The sequence below is a fragment of the Bacteroides sp. MSK.20.82 genome (assembly GCF_019052485.1).
Taxonomy (GTDB): Bacteria; Bacteroidota; Bacteroidia; order Bacteroidales; family Bacteroidaceae; genus Bacteroides; species Bacteroides thetaiotaomicron.
In genome coordinates this window covers 33122-51088 of sequence record NZ_JAHQUN010000040.1, presented here as the reverse complement: position 1 = coordinate 51088, position 17967 = coordinate 33122, and the positions used below count along the sequence as shown (strand labels likewise).

Below are 17967 nucleotides of genomic sequence, written 5' to 3'. Positions count from 1 at the left end.
CCGGAACTCTTTCGTATCCATCCACCGAAATAAATTTGCCGTTCAAAAACAAAGGCTCTCAGACGGGGCTATGAAAAAACGTACATTAGGGGAGGCAGAAAACAAGGAAAAGGGCAGTACGGAAATAAAAGAAGAATAAAATCCAACATTATTCACATTGATATATAATAGCCAAGTATTTCGCCATATCAATATAAATCCAACTATAATCAAAATCAAACAGTTATCTAATTTATTGGTTATTAAACATATAATACGCCAAAACATTTATTTTGGAGAATATAATATTAATTAAACAAAAAAATGGCATCATTAAAAATAAAGTATCGACATTCCTCTATAGAAGGAAAAGCGGGAACATTGTTCTATCAAGTAATTCATAATCGTGTAGCAAGGCAGATAAATTCAGGATACAAGATTTATCCTGACGAGTGGGATATTTTCAATTCCCAAATAATCATACCAGCAAAGACAGGAGAAAACCGGCATCGGTATTTGGTTTCTTTAAAAAAATGTATTGAGGAAGACACCTCACGTCTAAAAGATATTATGATAAGATTTGAGAATCTTGGATACAAATATACGGCAGACGAAATCATTGAATATTATTCCGCTCCTCCTGTGAACGAGTACTTTGTGTCATTTTGTGAGAATCTCATTGAAGAATTGAGACAAATAGGTAAAATACGCACCACAGAAACTTATACCACTACGCTCAATAGCTTCAAGCGATTCATGAATTTCAGAAAGAAAGGCAGAGACATCCCTTTCGACAATATAGACTCCAACCTGATGATGGAATATGAACAATATCTAAAATCTAATGACATTTGTCCGAACAGTACTTCCTATTACATGAGAAACCTCAGAGCCATGTATAATCGTGCCGTAGAAAAAGAATTGGTTATACAGCGATATCCGTTTAAACATGTATATACGGGCATAGATAAAACTGTAAAACGGGCAGTTCCGGCCAAAATTATCCGACAGATACGCGATATGGATTTAAGTCACGACTCCTCTTTGGAATATGCAAGAGACCTATTTATGTTCAGTTTTTATACCCGAGGGATGTCATTTATAGACATGGCTTATCTAAAGAAAAGTAATTTGCAAAACGGTTTTTTATCATATCGCAGAAAAAAGACCAACCAACAGCTAGTAATCAAATGGGAAAAGCCCATGCAAGAAATCATAGATAAATACGATACCATAGGTTCTTCTTATCTATTGCCGATCATTCTCGACGCAAAAACGGATGAACGGAAACAATACAAGAATGCAGCCCAGCTGGTGAATTCAAAACTAAAGAAATTGGGAAAACAAATCGGCCTTCCTATTCCGCTGACGAGTTATGTGGCACGTCACGCCTGGGCTTCTATCGCCAGAAGCAAAAACATTCCGTTGGCTACCATCAGCGAAGCTATGGGACATGATTCAGAAAGCACTACACGGATTTATCTTGCATCGTTAGACACCTCCGTAGTGGATAAAGCGAACAGTATTATTTTAAATACACTTTAATTCACATTATAAAACAGTTTACGCCATAGGTTTCAGCATACGTGCCCAATCGGCCCGCTGTTATTCTATGGCAATTATTATTTTTATTTATCTGACAAAAAATAAGTTGGAATTATGTTATACAAATTGAAGTTTTCTTTCTGAGAGAAAGATTTGTAAATGCAAAAGTACAAAAGATAACACAAAAAACACTAAAAATCAGAAGAAAAATATTAGTCATACCATAAAAAATAAGAGGTATGATTAGAAAAAACTGATTATTTGTTGAGCAAATTGATTATACCAATCTTATAAATATTTGATATACATCAAAATACCAATCACCCCATTTCTCTCAGAAAGAGAAACACCGAAAATAGGAGAAATTTCCTATACGAATGCCATAGGAATATAATGAACAAGTATATACCCTATACTTTCAGTTGTATGACAAGATGGATTCAGAAAGGAAAAAGCCCCGTGAAAGTACAAAATTCTTGCTTGAAAAAGATTGAATAAATGACGGTTTTCTCCATAAGAGAAATGTTTTGAATATGCAAAAATACATAAATTATTGAACATAATAGCATAAAACAAAGAAAAACCTTAATAGCCACCTCGTTAAATGTCGTGGTTACATAACAAATGTTGAGTAAACTAGATTGTATTTACAGCGAATAATCCCTGTAAATCAATTATATATGTTAAATATTTATGTCCTCTATTTTTCTTATGGAGAAAAATAGGAATGCGGCAAGATAAAAGACGGCATGAATGGTTGATATGACAGCCAAAAAAGACATAAATTACTATAATACAGACCAATACATAAGTTGGGATGAACTATGGGTATATCTTGACCTGCCGTAATAACTAAAAAACACACGACGAATGAGTACTCCCATAACCACAAGGGAAGATCTAACTAGAATCCAATGGTTCGCCATGAGCGCTTATAAAAACGAGAAAAAGGCGGAAGAGATGCTCAAAGGCAAGGATGGTCTAGAGTATTTCATACCGAAACACTATGCCGTAAGGGTCTATCACGGAGTGAAATCCAAAAGGCTTGTACCAGTCATCCCGAATCTCGTCTTCGTGCATGCTTCCCGAAAACAGATCACGGATTTCAAAAAAAAATATAATTTCTTACAATTCATGATGTGGGAGAAAAGCACGGGACTGAAATATATCGTGGTGCCGGATAAGCAAATGGAGAGCTTTATCAAGATTGCCTCGCAGTATGAAGAAAACACTATTTATTATAAACCGGAAGAGATTGACATACGGAAAGGTACCCACATATGTATTTACGGTGGCAAGTTCAATGGAGTAAAGGGCGTATTCATGCGGGTGAAAGGAAAACGTCGCCGCCGGGTGGTTGTGATGCTTGAAGGGATTATGGGTATATCGGTAGAAGTTCATCCCGATTTGATTGAAGTCATCAATGATTCCGATTGTGACAAATTTTGAGAGATGACACAAAAAGGAGATGATGAAGTTCCCCTTCCTCGTGGCCTTACACAAATAAAATAATATTTGAATATATGTATTTTTGGATTGTAAATTGTTCACTGGCATTTTTGCTTTGTGTTCTCTGTGCGGGTATCGTCATTCCCCAGATTCTGCTAATCGCTTTCCGTAAGAAATTGTTCGACTTTCCCGATGAGCGGAAGGTACATCATTGTGCGGTGCCCCGATTGGGTGGTATCGCATTCAAGCCGGTAGTGTTTTTCACCATAGCCCTGTTGCTAGGAATCAATATGGTGCTGGGACATTCGGAGATATTGTCCGAAATCGGGAACGACGTGTGCTCTTTGGCTTTTGCTTTCTGCTCCATCATGGTACTATATCTGGTTGGCATGGCCGATGACCTGATCGGTATCCGTTATCGTGCCAAGTTTGTCATCCAGATTCTGTGCGGCGTGATGCTTATTGCCGGTGGGGTATATATCAACAACCTATACGGTGTTCTGGGCATCCATGCGGTGCCGTTATGGTTAGGATATCCCCTGACCATCCTGATCGTGGTCTTCATCATCAATGCCATCAACCTGATTGACGGCATTGACGGGCTGGCTTCCGGGCTATGCAGTATCGCCTGCCTATTTTATGGACTGACTTTCTTTATGCTCCATCAGTATGTTTATGCCATGCTGGCGTTTGCCACATTGGGAGTGTTGGTACCATTCTTCTATTACAATGTTTTCGGGAACGCCAAACACGGAAGGAAGATCTTCATGGGCGACACAGGCAGTTTGACCATCGGCATGATGCTCTGTTTCCTCAGTCTCAAACTGACCATGTGCGGACTAGACGATAATACAGGAAATGTACATCCGATGGTGCTGGCCTTCTCACCCTTGCTGGTTCCATGCTGTGACGTGGTCAGGGTTTACCTGCATCGGGTACGCAACGGAAAGAACCCGTTCCTGCCGGACAAGAACCATATCCACCATAAGCTGCTTGCTCTCGGAATAAAGCAGCGCAATACCATGATCATCATTGTTTCCGTGTCAACTATATTCATACTGCTCAATATTCTTCTGTCCCTTTATCTCAATGTGAACTGGATCGTTTTGGGTGATATATTGATATGGACTCTCGCCAACATCAGGCTGACAAAATCTATCGCACAACTTCAATCGGAACAGAAAACCAACAAATAAAAATCAATAAATATGAAAATCAGATACATTTTATCCTTATTAACCGTGGCCTTTCTATTGGGATCATGTGCCACACCGAAAGTCGCTTATTTCACGGACCTGAAACGGGGTACCGCAGAGCAAGTCTTGAACCCGCTGGAAATCCGGATACGTCCAGAAGACAAGATTTCCATACAGGTCAACAGCAAAGACCCCTTATTAATGAACCTTTTCAACCTTCCGATCATATCCCGACAGATTGGTACGACATCAGGTACATCCAATAGTCAGGGAATATCAGGATATACAATAAATAAGGATGGGGATATTGATTTTCCTGTGCTGGGACATATCCATGTGGCAGGAATGACACGCGCGGAGATCGCCTCGTATATAAAAGAGGAATTGGTTTCAAAGAATCTCGTGAAAGACCCCGTTGTTACAGTGGAGTTTATGAACCTGACCGTTTCAGTGTTGGGCGAGGTTGCCACCCCCGGACGTTTCAATATCGAAAAGGACAAGCTGACACTTTTGGAGGCCTTAAGCATGGCCGGGGACCTTACCGTCTATGGGAAACGGGAAAACGTGCTGGTACAACGGGAGGAAAACGGGAAAAAAACCCTGTATCAGGTCAACCTGAATTCGGGATATGACCTTTATGCCTCTCCTGTGTATTATTTGCAGCAGAACGATATCGTTTATGTGGAACCCAACTCAATGAAAGCACGGCAGGCGACCGTCAACGGCAATAACGTCCGCTCAGCCTCTTTCTGGATGTCATTGGCCTCGTTGCTGACGACCATTACCGTGTTGATTGTAAAATAATATAGAATCAGATATGATGACCGTAAATCAAAAGAATATAAAACCGGGGCAGCAGGATGATTTCCTGCGAATACAGGACCTGTTATACCTGTGCCTCGCAAGATGGAAGTGGTTCGTCTTGTCTTTAGCGGTAACGATCGGTGCCGCTACTGCCTATCTGTTACGCACTCCTGCCGTATATACACGTACCACTTCGGTATTGATCAAAGAGGATTCCAAAGGCAAGTCGGTCTCCTCGGATTTGGAATCCTTCTCGGAGTTCGGGCTGTTTCAATCCGGTACAAATGTGAATAACGAACTCATCACCTTTCGATCACCGTCTTTAATGACCGAAGTGGTTAAACGGTTGCGTCTGGATATGAATTACTTCGTTCGGGGAAAATTCCACCGTCAGGTAGCCTATGGACTGACATTACCGGTGGATGTAACGATAAATGACTTGCCTGAGAATGAATCAGCCGGTTTTACGTTGGAAATACAGCCGGACGGTACGTTATACCTATCCGACTTTATACGTAACGGGACAGATCTTGAAGAAAAGGACGTAAAGGGAAGCTTGCTCGACTCCATCACTACGCCATTGGGAAAAATCATTATCCATACAACACCCAATTACGTGAAAGGCGAGGCATATACATTATATGTAGGCAAATCCAGTCTGTATAACGCCGTCAACTCCTGCTCGTCCAATCTGTCCGTTTCATTGAACAGCGAGAAAGCGTCAGTCATAGACTTGTCATTCAAGGATAACTCCACACAGCGGGCAGAAGATGTATTGAGCATGTTGATTTCCGTTTATAACGAGAATTGGGTGAAGGACAAAAACCAGATCGCTGTCAGCACCTCAATGTTCATCAACGAGCGTCTGGGCGTAATCGAACGGGAACTGGGAAATGTGGACGAGGATATCTCCTCTTACAAGTCAGAACATCTGTTGCCCGACGTGCAGGCGGCATCGAGTATGTATATGGCTCAAAGCAGTGCGGCCAACGCGCAGATCCTGTCCCTGAACAACCAGCTTTATATGACCCGTTACATCCGGAACTATTTAGCCAACGATGCCAACCGTACCCAACTGCTTCCGGCCAACTCCGGCATTGAAAGCGCCAATATTGAATCGCAGATTGCCGAATACAACAAGCAACTGTTGCAGCGCAACAGTCTGGTTGCGAACAGCAGCACGGAAAATCCGCTGGTCGTGGATATGGATCAGGCTCTGGCATCCATGCGTGGGGCGATAATCAGATCTATCGACAATCAGATAGTGACCTTGAATTCGCAGATAAAAAGTTTGCGGCAGACGGAGCAACAGACGACATCACGTATAGCGGCCAACCCAACACAGGCCAAGTACCTGCTTTCGGTGGAGCGCCAACAGAAGGTAAAGGAAGCTCTTTACCTATTCCTGTTGCAAAAGCGTGAAGAGAACGAACTCTCACAGGCGTTCACGGCTTATAATACCCGCATTGTTACCCCGCCACACGGCAGCATGTTGCCGACATCCCCTGTGCATAAAAATATCTTTATGGTCGCATTCGCTCTGGGGCTGCTCATTCCGATAGTCATTATCTTCATGCGCGAGAATATGAATACCCGTGTACGGGGAAGGAAAGACCTGGAAAACCTGACTATACCGTTCATCGGTGAAATTCCGCTGTTCACAAGAAAGAAAAAAGGGATATTAGGAAAGAAACCGCAGGAAGTCAAGGCCGTTATCGTCAAGGAGGGCAACCGTGACATCATCAACGAGGCATTCCGCGTATTGCGTACCAACCTGGAATTTATGACCGGCAAGGACAAGACTTCGAATGTCATCATCATGACCTCATTCAATCCGGGCAGCGGCAAATCGTTTCTGACCATGAACATCGCCGTGAGCCTTGCCATCAAAGGAAAAAAAGTGCTGGTAATCGACGGAGACCTGCGCCACGCCTCTGCATCATCCTATATCGACTCTCCTGACAAGGGATTGAGCGACTATCTGGGAGGTCGTATCGATAATCTGGATGAGATCATCGTACCCGATCCGAAACATAAATCTATGGATATACTACCCGTGGGAACGATTCCTCCTAACCCAACGGAATTATTGTTCGACGAGCGGTTAAAGCAGACAATCGATACTGTAAGGGAGCAATATGACTATGTGCTGATCGACTGTCCGCCCGTTGAACTGGTGGCCGACACGCAAATTATTGAGAAACTGGCCGACCGTACCGTTTTCGTAGTTCGTGCAGGATTACTTGAACGGAGTATGCTTGCTGAATTGGAGAAAATCTACGAGGAGAAAAAATACAAGAACATGTCCCTGATCTTGAACGGGACCGAGGGAAGTGGCGGTCGCTATGGATACCGTTATGGCTATCGATATGGTTATCACTACGGTTACGGCTCAGGATACCACTAAGGTTCCGACGGAAAACAGGGTGGGGATAAATGGATGATTATTAATTAAAAAAAATAAAATGTTTTATATAAAAATACTCGTATCATTGTGTGGCCATTCAGGAAACGTATATCGCTGAAAGATAGCGGTATATTCAAGAATTTTACCGACTGTCACTCGCACATTCTGCCGGGTGTGGACGACGGTGTGCAGACGATGGAAGAAGCATTGGAAATACTGCGCCTGTATGAAGAGTTGGGCATAAAATCCGTATGGCTTACACCGCATATCATGGAAGATATGCCCAACACCACACTGCACCTCCGGGAGCGTTACGCTGAACTTCAAGCCACCTATAGCGGTCCGATAAAACTGCATCTGGCCTCAGAGAACATGCTTGACAACCTCTTCGAGGAACGGTTGGAAAAGAACGATCTGCTGCCCTTGGGTGAAAGCGGTGACCATCTACTGGTGGAAACCTCCTACTTTAACCCTCCGATGGGATTGAACAACATTCTGCTCCGCATCAAGGCTAAAGGCTATTATCCCATTCTTGCCCATCCGGAACGGTATGTTTATATGGGTGAGTCGGATTATCAACAATTAAAAGACATGGGAGTGAAGTTTCAGTTCAATCTTCCGTCAATAGCGGGTATGTATGGCAACCGGATTAAGAAAAAAGCCATGCTGCTATTAAAAGAAAAGGCTATTACTCATATAGGAACGGACATTCACAATTACAATATATTTCAAAAGTTCATTTGTACGAGTATTACAAAAAATATACAAAACTGTTTAATTGATAGTCAGACTGTTATAGTTTAAATAGATTATAATTATCGGTTATTAAGACCTGTAGATTCTGTTTAACTTTTTCTCTCTAGGTGGATTTGCATAAAATACATACAAAAAAATCCAACAGGCTGGAATTCAATGGAAATTGTAACAATCGACTTGGAGCAGATACACACAATCTCTCTTTTATCCAAACCAGTCTTAAAATAAATCATTACACCCCTATCAAGCAATAGGCTTGCAACTTCAACATAAAACAACAATCCATATGTCATTAACAAAAGTTTTAGTTACTGGTGGAGCGGGATTCATCGGCTCCAATTTATGTGAGTATTTATTGGCTCACGACTATGATGTAATCTGTTTGGATAATTTTTCCACAGGTAAACCTGAAAACATTTTTCCATTTCTACAACGATATCCGAATAAGTTTAAACTTATCGTAGGAGATATACGGAATCTGAACGATTGTAAGAAAGCTGTAGAAAATGTAGATTACGTTATGCATGAAGGAGCATTAGGCTCAGTTCCACGTTCTATCAAAGATCCTATAACTACAAATGAAACTAATATATCGGGATTCTTAAATATGCTGACAGCCGCTCGCGATGCCAATGTAAAGCGTTTTATATATGCAGCAAGTTCTTCTACATATGGAGACAGTCAGTCTCTTCCCAAAGTAGAAGATGTGATTGGTAAACCGCTTTCGCCTTATGCCATAACAAAGTATGTAAACGAGCTTTACGCCGATGTGTTTGCCAAAACCTATGGAATGGAATGTATCGGCTTACGATATTTCAATGTTTTCGGTCGTCGTCAAGATCCATTCGGGGCATATGCTGCGGTGATTCCTTTGTTCGTTAAGAAATTCATGGCTCATGAGAGTCCTGTCATTAACGGAGATGGTGAATATAGCCGCGATTTTACTTATATAGACAATGTGATTCAAATGAACATGCTGGCTATGACCACGACAAATCCGAATGCAACCAACCAAGTATACAATACTGCTTTCGGAGAACGCACCACATTAAACCAGTTGGTCGGTTACTTGAAAGAATTTTTGAGTGAATTTGACCCCGAAATTGCCAACGTGAAAATAATTCATGGTCCCAACCGCTTGGGGGATATTCCCCATTCCTTGGCATGTATTGATAAAGCAAAATCCCTTTTAGGTTACAATCCTCAATACAGTATGCGTGACGGTTTGAAAGAGGCTGTCAAATGGTATTGGAAGAATATTTAAAGTAATAATAACAGATGAAATTATGAATGAAACTAAAATTTGCGTAATTGGTCTTGGTTACGTAGGGCTCCCTTTGGCTCGTCTTTTCTCGACAAAGTATAAAACGATAGGTTTTGACATGAACCAAGCTCGTGTGACTGCTTTGATGGCAGGTCATGATGCGACACTCGAAGTGTCAGATGAACTACTCCAATCTGCCCTTGCCAATGGTTTTAAGTGTACTGCCAATATAGAGGAAATCCGTGATTACAATTTTTATGTAGTTGCCGTTCCCACTCCGGTAGACAAAAACAACAATCCGGATTTGACTCCGCTTTACGGTGCCAGCACAACTGTTGGTAAGGTAATCTCCAAAGGGGATATTGTGGTGTATGAATCTACTGTTTATCCAGGTGTTACAGAAGACGAATGTATCCCGGTTGTGGAAAAAGTGTCCGGATTGAAATTTAATGAAGATTTCTTTGCTGGCTATAGCCCTGAACGTATAAATCCGGGAGATAAACTTCATACAGTAGAAAAAATCAAAAAGGTTACTTCCGGTTCTACGCCTGAAATAGGTAAGAAAGTAAATGAGGTATATGCTTCTGTAATTACCGCCGGTACACATCTCGCTCCTACGATGAAAGTAGCGGAAGCAGCCAAAGTAATAGAAAACTCACAGCGTGATATCAATATCGCATTTGTGAATGAGCTATCCAAGATATTTACTAAAATGGGCATTGATACACAGGATGTACTGGAAGCAGCTTCTACCAAATGGAATTTCCTGCCATTTAAGCCTGGGCTGGTTGGAGGCCATTGCATTGGAGTTGATCCGTATTATTTGGCTCAATGTGCACAACGTCACGGTTATAATCCTGAGATAATCTTAGCCGGTCGCCGAATGAACGACGGTATGGGGGAATATGTGGCCAACCAAGTTGCGAAATTGATGCTGAAGAAAGGAATACAGGTGCTCAACTCTCATATCCTCATATTAGGGTTTACTTTTAAAGAAAACTGTCCTGATGTGCGGAACACAAAGGTTATAGATATTTACAATGCTTTGCGAGAGTATAACGTACATATCACCGTATATGATCCTTGGGCCAATCCTGATATAGTTATGCGAGAATATGGAATCTCGGTAACGAACCAACATCCTTTGGATAAGAAATTCGATGCGGCAATTATAGCTGTAGCACACGAACAGTTTATAGGCTTTGATGTAAAAACGTTACTAAATGCTCAACACGTCATATTCGATGTTAAAGCTATCTTTGAAAAAAACGTTGTAGATGGTAGACTCTAATCGGATTGTCTCCTTTGACATATTGAAAGGGGGAGGAATTTTATTGGTCATCCTTGGTCATATACAAATCCCTTACATGTTGAAAACCGTTATTTACAGTTTTCACATGCCCCTTTTCTTTTTTGTGTCAGGCTGTTTCTTTCGTCCAATCAGTTTGAGAGAGTTTTTTGCAAAAAAGACCAGACAATTACTGATTCCTTGGGCCTTTTTTGCCTTTTTGTTGTTCGCATATTTGTTCGTTTTGAAACTTAACGAAACTCATAATTGGGCAAAAGCGATCTCGCTCCCTGTAACGAGTATGTTTGATGGTTTTCTCGGTGATGAAAACTCTTTTATTTTATTTCATGTAATTTGGTTTTTAATTTGTTTGTTCGAGGTTTCATTCGTTTATTTATTGATACATAAAATCACCCCTACAATAAAGCATTAACAATCAGCGCATTATGTATATTATTATATGGAGTAGGATATTGGTTAAATGCTAATAACATTGATTTGCCATATTTTATTGACACAACAATGTCTACCTTGATTTATTACCATCTTGGTTTTTGCTTCATGCGGAACAAATGGTACGGCATGAAGGTTTCACCGATATACTCATTATTCTTGCTTATTATCGCCATTGTTTTCATCGTTCTATTTCCCTCTTACGTTGACTTAAAATCAAACAATTTTCCATTGCATCTATTGTTGCTTTCAATGGTTTTTATTATGAATTTTTATTGGTTTATCAATTCATATTTTAATTCGAGAAAGCTGAAACTTATTCCATTGGATAAAATATTGATTTGGTGTGGAATTAACAGTTTGGCATTATTGGGGCTACATATATTATTTGTAGATACATTCTGGATCGTGCGCAATAAGTTACATCTTGTAAACTACAGTTGGACCATATTGGAATTTGCACTCATTGTTGCAATATGCTATTTTGCGACAACCTTAATAAAAAGATACATTCCGTCTGTATTAGGAAGATCATAAGCTTGCTATGAATAAGACATCGTCCGTAAATAATAAAAAAATATTCAAGAATACAGTGGCACTTTATGCACGTATGTTGCTGTCCATGATTGTATCACTATATACATCACGGATCGTGTTAAATGCACTTGGTGTAGATGATTATGGCATTTATGGACTTGTCGGCGGTATTGTTGTCCTATTTAGCTTTTTGAATGTAACGATGAGTGGAGCGACTTCACGCTTTCTTACAGTCGAACTTGCCAAAAATGACCCTCGACAACTCCAACAAACATTCAATACAGCCTTTATATTACATATAGGAATTGCAATTATAGTCTTGTTTTTGGCTGAAACGGTCGGACTTTGGCTGTTATTCGAAAAATTGAACATTCCAGATGAGAGAATGAGTGCAGCTGTTTGGGTGTATCAATTTTCAATAATTTCCTCAATGGTCAGCATCACTCAAGTTCCATACAATGCGACTCTTATTTCGCACGAAAAAATGGACGTGTATGCTATTGTGGAAATTGTTGGATCACTGTTGAAGTTGCTGATCGCTACACTTCTACTTATTACAGTATGTGATAAGCTCATTTTATATGGAGGACTTATGCTCTTATCTTCATTCTTGATTGCAATGACATATCGCATTTATTGCATTAGGCATTATGACGAATGCCGGATTAATTGGGAATGGAATAAGGTTATCGGCCGTTCTCTGTTTAGCTTTTCAGGATGGAATCTTTATTCCAATATTTGCTTTACTACTCGTCAACAGGGAACAAATATGTTGCTTAATATATTTGGCAGTACAGCTGTTAATGCCGCAGCCGGATTGGCAACAACTGTGCAACTGATGATTGAACAAGTATCAACCAATTTGGTAATGGCTTCGAGGCCGCAAATTATAAAGCAATACGCATTGACCGATTTCAATGCCATGATACAATTACTAAAGCAAACTACTTGTTTGGCAAATGTGTTATATCTGTTGGTTGCTATTCCTTTTATCTCTGAAATACATTATGTAATGAATTTATGGCTCGTGGAAGTTCCTCCATATACAATTGAATTCTGTATTTTATTGATAGTCTCAAGCTTCATATCATTGAATAATAATATTATATATATTGGAATACAAGCTGTCGGACGTTTGAAATTTTATTCATTTATGGCGGGGACAGTATCATTATCAGTCATTCCGATACTTTGGTTATTGTTTAGTAAAGGTATCGGCTTGACTTGGGCTTTTGGATTGCCTATAGTGAGCACATTATTGATTTATATCGTTTGCTCATATACACTCCATCATTATGTTGAAGATTTCAAACCGATACGTTTTTTCTTCACAACGATGGTAGTGAATCTTTTCATAAGTATTCCTTCTTTTACCGCAATCCTACTCATACAACATATCTTGGTTGAGTCCTTTACAAGAGTGATTATCGTGGCTCTTAGTTCTTCAATAATATTGGTTGTTCTGTCCTATTATGTGCTATTAGACAAAGAAAATAAGAAAAAAGTAAAAGCATTGATTTTAAACAAATTAAAACGATGAATAAAAACATACTTATAATTACTCCTTTTTTTCCGCCACAGACTCATGCTGCGGTATTTAGGGCATTTAAACTTGTAAAATATCTTAAACGTACAGGTTGGAATCCGATAGTACTGACGGTTAATCGTAATTATCTATATTTAGAAGATCCTGATTTGTTGGACGAAGTCCAAGACGTGCCTATTTATCAAGCCAATTATATAGAACCGACATTGCGCGGCCTTAGAATGTTGCTTGGAGGAGAAGATACTTCACTCAAAGCCATTACAGCCAAAGCAAAAACTATTGGTGCACAGTCAAAAAGCACGGATACAGTCACCTCTAACAAGCAATCTTTATTCGGTAAGTTTTATAAATATATACTAGACCGATGGATTCAAGTTCCCGACCGCTTTAGATTCTGGGAAAGAAGTGCCGTGAGGATGGGACGAAAAATAATTAAAGAACATGATATATCTATCATATATACCACTTGCCTGCCTTTTACCTCAAATAGAATCGGTATGCGACTTAAACATCTAACCGGAGTAAAATGGGTTGCTGATTTCAGGGATCCTACCACATACGCTAAGCGAATGTATTCTGATTATTTTCCTGTTTTTGCCAAGCAAAAGAAAATTGAACAAGATACTTTTAAATACGCTGATGCTATTACTGGTCTGTCGGGAGCATACCTGAATATATTTAATGATTTATATGAGGGACGATACTCAAATAAATCATATTTTATTCCAACTGGAGTAGATGATGATTATTTGCCTTCTTTTCAAAATAGAGAAAAAGAGAATTATATAATATTCGTGGGTGAATACCTCCATGAATATAAAGATAATTTCTTGAAAATATTTGCCGAAGCTGTCAATTCTAAGGAATTAAAAGGCAAGGGTTGCACCCTTAAAATTGTGGGTAATAAGAATATCAATCAAAAACAAACGGAAGAATTTGTCAATGATTTGGGAATCTGTAACAACGTGGAATATATCAATCATGTACCGCAGCGTAAATTGTATGAATTGATAGTTAATGCAAAAGCAGCAGTACTTATTCCCGGACACACGGCTTTATGGTGGACTAATTTCGCAAAAATGGTCGATTATATCGCATTACAAGTGCCTGTATTAGCAATGGTGCCCATGACTAGCGAAGCACGAACCGAATTGATAAAAGCAGGCATAGGTATTTTTATAGATACTCCTCAGCAAGGTGTTACTGTCATCAAACAAGTATTTAGCGAAAAATTTCCAATGACGGCAAACAAAGAATATTGCCGCCGTTACTTGGCATCGCAACAAACAAAATCTTTCATTGATATTTTCCAAAAAATACAATAGAGATGCATATAGCGTTTTTAACTACAGAATATCCGATATTGGGTATGAAATGTGGCGGAATCGGAATTTTTATCAAACATTTGTCTCATCTTATCGTTAAGAGTGAGACTGGTGTGAAGGTATCAGTTGTGTATTGGGGCAATAAGTTTACAGAAACTGTGTGGGACGATGGTATATCTGTGATACCTATAAACCAGCCTCATAAGTCTCCATTTTCTTCTTTTATCAATAGAAGGTATCTAAATAAAAAGTTAAATCTATTAGTGGCAAAGATTGGCATCGACCTCGTTGAATCTATCGACTGGGAGGGACCTTTGGCTTTTTGTAGTTTATCTGTACCAGTAGTTACAAGATTACATGGTTCAAATGTGTATTTCGATCATTTGTCTGGAAACAAAACTCCATGGAACGTACGGCTTATGGAATATAATGCTTTGCGTAATTCTGATGCCTATATAGGAGTTAGCCGACAGGCTCTCGACCTGACGGATAAATTATTCAGTCTGTCTTCGAATAAGAGAAAATGTGTAATATATAATCCTGTGGATATAAACATGCCCCCTCTTTCATCTAGTGACATGAACAAAAATACAATAACGATACTTTATTGGGGGACAATTGTTGAGAAAAAGGGGGTACTTGATTTGCCTCTTATTTTCAACAGGATATGCGAGCAAAACGACAATGTCAAACTCATTCTCATCGGACAGGATGCAGTAGTGAATGGTTCTTCGACATGGGAAAAATGCAAATCTCTCTTTTCAAAGCAATCGATCGGTTGTGTATCGTATTTAGGTCGCTTACCTTATGACAAGACTATGTCATACGCTAACAGTGCCGATATTTGCATATTTCCAAGCCATGCAGAAACTTTCGGTTTGGTCTTACTGGAGGCAATGTTACTGCGGAAGGCAATTGTTTGTTCCGATATCGATTGTTTTCAAGAGATTATAGGAGACAGTAACTGTGTTTGCAAATGCAGGGTGAAACGTATCGATGAATTTGCAGAGGCTTTGCAACGGCTAATCTCGAATCCCATTTATAGGTGTGAACAAGCCGACAGGGCTTATCTAAATGCAACTGCTAGATTCAACACCAACGAGATAGTGGCACAAAACATCGAATTTTACAATCGAGTTATAAGAGATAGCTCCAAACATCATGTAGAAGAATCCTAACTCAACTGCTTTATTAGAAAATTTAAACGGACTTTTTATTTATAAAATCACATATTCATACGAAGGGGAGTTAAGGCTTTTTTTGTATTGCCATCTTGAAGAAAGTCAAACATTTCAGTACAACTACGTAAAATATAGAAATGCTTCATTATAGTGAAATTTCTGATAGAGTATAATTCCTAAACGAAGTGATTAATTTCTTAACTCTTGATTCATATTATTCATAAACGCCTTATGCAAAAAGGGATAAGCATTATTTTGCCCACACTTAATCGGGCTGATTATCTGGCAAGTACAGTTGATTGCTTAATAGAGCAAGATTTTGGGGAGCCGTATGAAATAATTATTGTAGACCAATCGGCAGCCATTGACAGTACTATGTATAGTCGTGCAAAAGATAGTGATACATTGATTAAGTACTATCATGTGACTGAATTTAGAGGGCTACCTGAAGCTCGTAATTTCGGTGTGCAACACACACAATACGCCTACATCCTATTTCTAGATGATGATATCGAGTGTGACTGCAACCTGCTCAAAGAGCATTACAAGTTCTTGTCACAACCTGATATCGCAGTAGTGGCAGGGGGAATTACAGAAAAATATAAGAATAATCCCAAATCGAAAAATGTAGGCAAGTTCCATTTCTATACGGCAACTCCAGAACGGGGATTCCACATTAATCATAAAGAATATGTAGATCATGGCGGAGGTGGAAATTATAGCATAAAAAAAGACATATTTTTAGAAGTTGGTGGTGTTGATGAATATTTGAATTATGGAGCTGCTCTATATGAAGAAACCGAAATATGTTTACGAGTAAAGGAACTTGGATACAAAGTTTTTTTTAATTATGATGCTCATGTATGGCACTTGGCTGCTGATACAGGCGGTTGCAGGGTTCTGGATATCAATCGCTATATTGCTTCATTAGTACATAACCGGGCTTTATTGATTAGCCGTCATCTCAAATGGTATCATAGGCCGACTGCTTACATCTATTTGTTGCGTCTTGTTGCATCATACGCTTTTACTTACCGCAATCCCGGACTGTTTAGACTTTTTGCAAAAACTTATAAAGAAGGTTATAAAAAAGGAAAACTAACTCCTAAATATACTCATTATGCAAACATCTAACAAACACATTTTTATTGTAACCTATGATTATCCACCAAGTAATGGTGGTATTGCAAGGCTTTGTTTTGAACTGAAAAAATATTTAGAGAAAAAAGGACTGAATGTTACAGTCATTTGTCCCCAAAGTACTTCTACCGATGCAGAGGAGGATAATAATGTGGTGAGATTGCATGGAAGAAGAGGAATATTGGAGTTGCGTACATTGAAGTATTTACGCAAAAAAACTGTTCCCGGTGATATTGTAATTACCGGGAATTATCATCCAGAGGGAATGCTGTCTCTATTGTCAAACAGAGAAACCTATATATTGGCACATGGAGCCGAATATCTTGCCGGAAAGAGTTTTTTCCGACGCTGTATTTGGCCTACTTATCGACGTTTTATACTAAGAAACGCCTCTTGCGTGATTGCTAACAGTCATTATACAGAGACATTAGTAAAACATTGTTCTCCAAATGCTAAAACAATCGCTATTCCGTTAGCGGTTGATGCAATTCATTTTCGCCCTACTTGTGAAAAATATAAGGATGGCTTGCTACACCTCTGTTCTATTTCTCGATTGGAAAAATTTAAAGGACATGATTTTATTATCCGGACGATAGCTTCTTTACCGGCAAAGTATAAGCAACAAGTGCGATTGCATCTCGGAGGTAAAGGAAAATATAAGAGTGCACTTGAGCGGATGGTTACCGATTTAGGATTGTCAGATATTGTATCATTTGAAGGTTTCATTGATGATAATAAACTTTGCGATTTCTATTCAGCCTCGCATATATTCATTCTCTGTACACGTGAAGAAGCGGATAATAGGAATGTAGAAGGATACGGGCTTGTTTTTGCCGAAGCGCAAGCTTGTGGAACCGCCGTTATAGGTACTCGTACAGGTGGCATTCCCGATGCTGTCGAGGAGAATAATGGCGGTTGGTTGATACATCAGGACGCCCACGAAGAATTGGAGAATTTACTCATTAAGTTAATCGACGATAAATCTCTTGCTATAAATGAAGGTCGTAATGCACGTCGGCGCATAGAAGCTAAAATTACGTGGGAACATTATGTGGACCAAATTTGTGATGTCATTTTATGAGTATTAGTCTATATAT

The 17967-nt window shown here is 39.4% G+C and carries 14 protein-coding genes; all 14 read left to right on the top strand.

Annotation, left to right across the window (positions count from 1 at the left end; genetic code table 11):
- Positions 1 to 303 precede the first annotated feature (303 nt).
- The 14 genes from KTR07_RS21955 to KTR07_RS21890 all read left to right on the top strand — a co-directional run bounded on the left by KTR07_RS21955 (position 304) and on the right by KTR07_RS21890 (position 17951).
- On the top strand, positions 304 to 1524 hold the full coding sequence (locus KTR07_RS21955; RefSeq protein ID WP_005868829.1) for a site-specific integrase: 1221 nt from the start codon (positions 304 to 306) through the stop codon (positions 1522 to 1524).
- An 870-nt stretch (positions 1525 to 2394) separates the two neighbouring features.
- Positions 2395 to 2973: a UpxY family transcription antiterminator gene (locus KTR07_RS21950; protein ID WP_005868833.1), complete on the top strand. Its 579-nt coding sequence runs from the start codon at positions 2395 to 2397 to the stop codon at positions 2971 to 2973.
- 74 nt (positions 2974 to 3047) lie between these two features.
- Complete coding sequence (locus tag KTR07_RS21945) at positions 3048 to 4169, top strand: MraY family glycosyltransferase (protein ID WP_005868835.1); 1122 nt, start codon at positions 3048 to 3050, stop codon at positions 4167 to 4169.
- Between the two features lie 12 nt (positions 4170 to 4181).
- Positions 4182 to 4973 carry a polysaccharide biosynthesis/export family protein gene (locus tag KTR07_RS21940; protein ID WP_005868837.1) on the top strand — a complete coding sequence of 264 codons (792 nt, stop codon included), beginning with the start codon at positions 4182 to 4184 and terminating at the stop codon, positions 4971 to 4973.
- Positions 4974 to 4989: 16 nt separating this feature from the next.
- Positions 4990 to 7380 carry a polysaccharide biosynthesis tyrosine autokinase gene (locus KTR07_RS21935; protein ID WP_217315506.1) on the top strand — a complete coding sequence of 797 codons (2391 nt, stop codon included), beginning with the start codon at positions 4990 to 4992 and terminating at the stop codon, positions 7378 to 7380.
- 87 nt (positions 7381 to 7467) lie between these two features.
- The gene (locus tag KTR07_RS21930; protein WP_005868841.1) at positions 7468 to 8184 is read left to right on the top strand and encodes a tyrosine-protein phosphatase; all 717 of its coding nucleotides are present in this window, start codon (positions 7468 to 7470) and stop codon (positions 8182 to 8184) included.
- Between the two features lie 238 nt (positions 8185 to 8422).
- Complete coding sequence (locus KTR07_RS21925; protein WP_005868843.1) at positions 8423 to 9400, top strand: SDR family oxidoreductase; 978 nt, start codon at positions 8423 to 8425, stop codon at positions 9398 to 9400.
- Positions 9401 to 9422: 22 nt separating this feature from the next.
- Entirely contained in the window at positions 9423 to 10691 is a 1269-nt protein-coding gene (locus tag KTR07_RS21920) for a nucleotide sugar dehydrogenase (RefSeq protein ID WP_005868845.1), read from the top strand.
- Positions 10678 to 11121 (top strand): acyltransferase family protein, encoded by a 444-nt coding sequence (locus KTR07_RS21915; protein ID WP_005868848.1) that lies wholly within the window; start codon positions 10678 to 10680, stop codon positions 11119 to 11121. Before KTR07_RS21920 ends, KTR07_RS21915 begins: the two co-directional genes overlap by 14 nt.
- A 564-nt stretch (positions 11122 to 11685) precedes the next feature.
- Entirely contained in the window at positions 11686 to 13218 is a 1533-nt protein-coding gene (locus KTR07_RS21910; protein ID WP_005868853.1) for a lipopolysaccharide biosynthesis protein, read from the top strand.
- The gene (locus KTR07_RS21905) at positions 13215 to 14549 is read left to right on the top strand and encodes a glycosyltransferase (protein ID WP_005868855.1); all 1335 of its coding nucleotides are present in this window, start codon (positions 13215 to 13217) and stop codon (positions 14547 to 14549) included. The genes KTR07_RS21910 and KTR07_RS21905 overlap by 4 nt, the downstream gene beginning before the upstream one ends.
- Positions 14550 to 14551: 2 nt before the next feature.
- Positions 14552 to 15727 (top strand): glycosyltransferase family 4 protein, encoded by a 1176-nt coding sequence (locus KTR07_RS21900; RefSeq protein ID WP_005868857.1) that lies wholly within the window; start codon positions 14552 to 14554, stop codon positions 15725 to 15727.
- Positions 15728 to 15961: 234 nt separating this feature from the next.
- The gene (locus KTR07_RS21895; protein WP_005868858.1) at positions 15962 to 16864 is read left to right on the top strand and encodes a glycosyltransferase family 2 protein; all 903 of its coding nucleotides are present in this window, start codon (positions 15962 to 15964) and stop codon (positions 16862 to 16864) included.
- Positions 16851 to 17951: a glycosyltransferase family 4 protein gene (locus KTR07_RS21890; protein ID WP_005868860.1), complete on the top strand. Its 1101-nt coding sequence runs from the start codon at positions 16851 to 16853 to the stop codon at positions 17949 to 17951. Before KTR07_RS21895 ends, KTR07_RS21890 begins: the two co-directional genes overlap by 14 nt.
- Positions 17952 to 17967: the final 16 nt, after the last annotated feature.

What these genes read in the sequence shown, in the direction of transcription:
- KTR07_RS21955 (WP_005868829.1), top strand. Translation starts at nt 304, where the DNA reads ATGGCATCATTAAAAATAAAGTATCGACATTCCTCTATAGAAGGAAAA.
- KTR07_RS21950 (WP_005868833.1), top strand. Translation starts at nt 2,395, where the DNA reads ATGAGTACTCCCATAACCACAAGGGAAGATCTAACTAGAATCCAATGG.
- KTR07_RS21945 (WP_005868835.1), top strand. Translation starts at nt 3,048, where the DNA reads ATGTATTTTTGGATTGTAAATTGTTCACTGGCATTTTTGCTTTGTGTT.
- KTR07_RS21940 (WP_005868837.1), top strand. Translation starts at nt 4,182, where the DNA reads ATGAAAATCAGATACATTTTATCCTTATTAACCGTGGCCTTTCTATTG.
- KTR07_RS21935 (WP_217315506.1), top strand. Translation starts at nt 4,990, where the DNA reads ATGACCGTAAATCAAAAGAATATAAAACCGGGGCAGCAGGATGATTTC.
- KTR07_RS21925 (WP_005868843.1), top strand. Translation starts at nt 8,423, where the DNA reads ATGTCATTAACAAAAGTTTTAGTTACTGGTGGAGCGGGATTCATCGGC.
- KTR07_RS21920 (WP_005868845.1), top strand. Translation starts at nt 9,423, where the DNA reads ATGAATGAAACTAAAATTTGCGTAATTGGTCTTGGTTACGTAGGGCTC.
- KTR07_RS21915 (WP_005868848.1), top strand. Translation starts at nt 10,678, where the DNA reads ATGGTAGACTCTAATCGGATTGTCTCCTTTGACATATTGAAAGGGGGA.
- KTR07_RS21910 (WP_005868853.1), top strand. Translation starts at nt 11,686, where the DNA reads ATGAATAAGACATCGTCCGTAAATAATAAAAAAATATTCAAGAATACA.
- KTR07_RS21905 (WP_005868855.1), top strand. Translation starts at nt 13,215, where the DNA reads ATGAATAAAAACATACTTATAATTACTCCTTTTTTTCCGCCACAGACT.
- KTR07_RS21900 (WP_005868857.1), top strand. Translation starts at nt 14,552, where the DNA reads ATGCATATAGCGTTTTTAACTACAGAATATCCGATATTGGGTATGAAA.
- KTR07_RS21895 (WP_005868858.1), top strand. Translation starts at nt 15,962, where the DNA reads ATGCAAAAAGGGATAAGCATTATTTTGCCCACACTTAATCGGGCTGAT.
- KTR07_RS21890 (WP_005868860.1), top strand. Translation starts at nt 16,851, where the DNA reads ATGCAAACATCTAACAAACACATTTTTATTGTAACCTATGATTATCCA.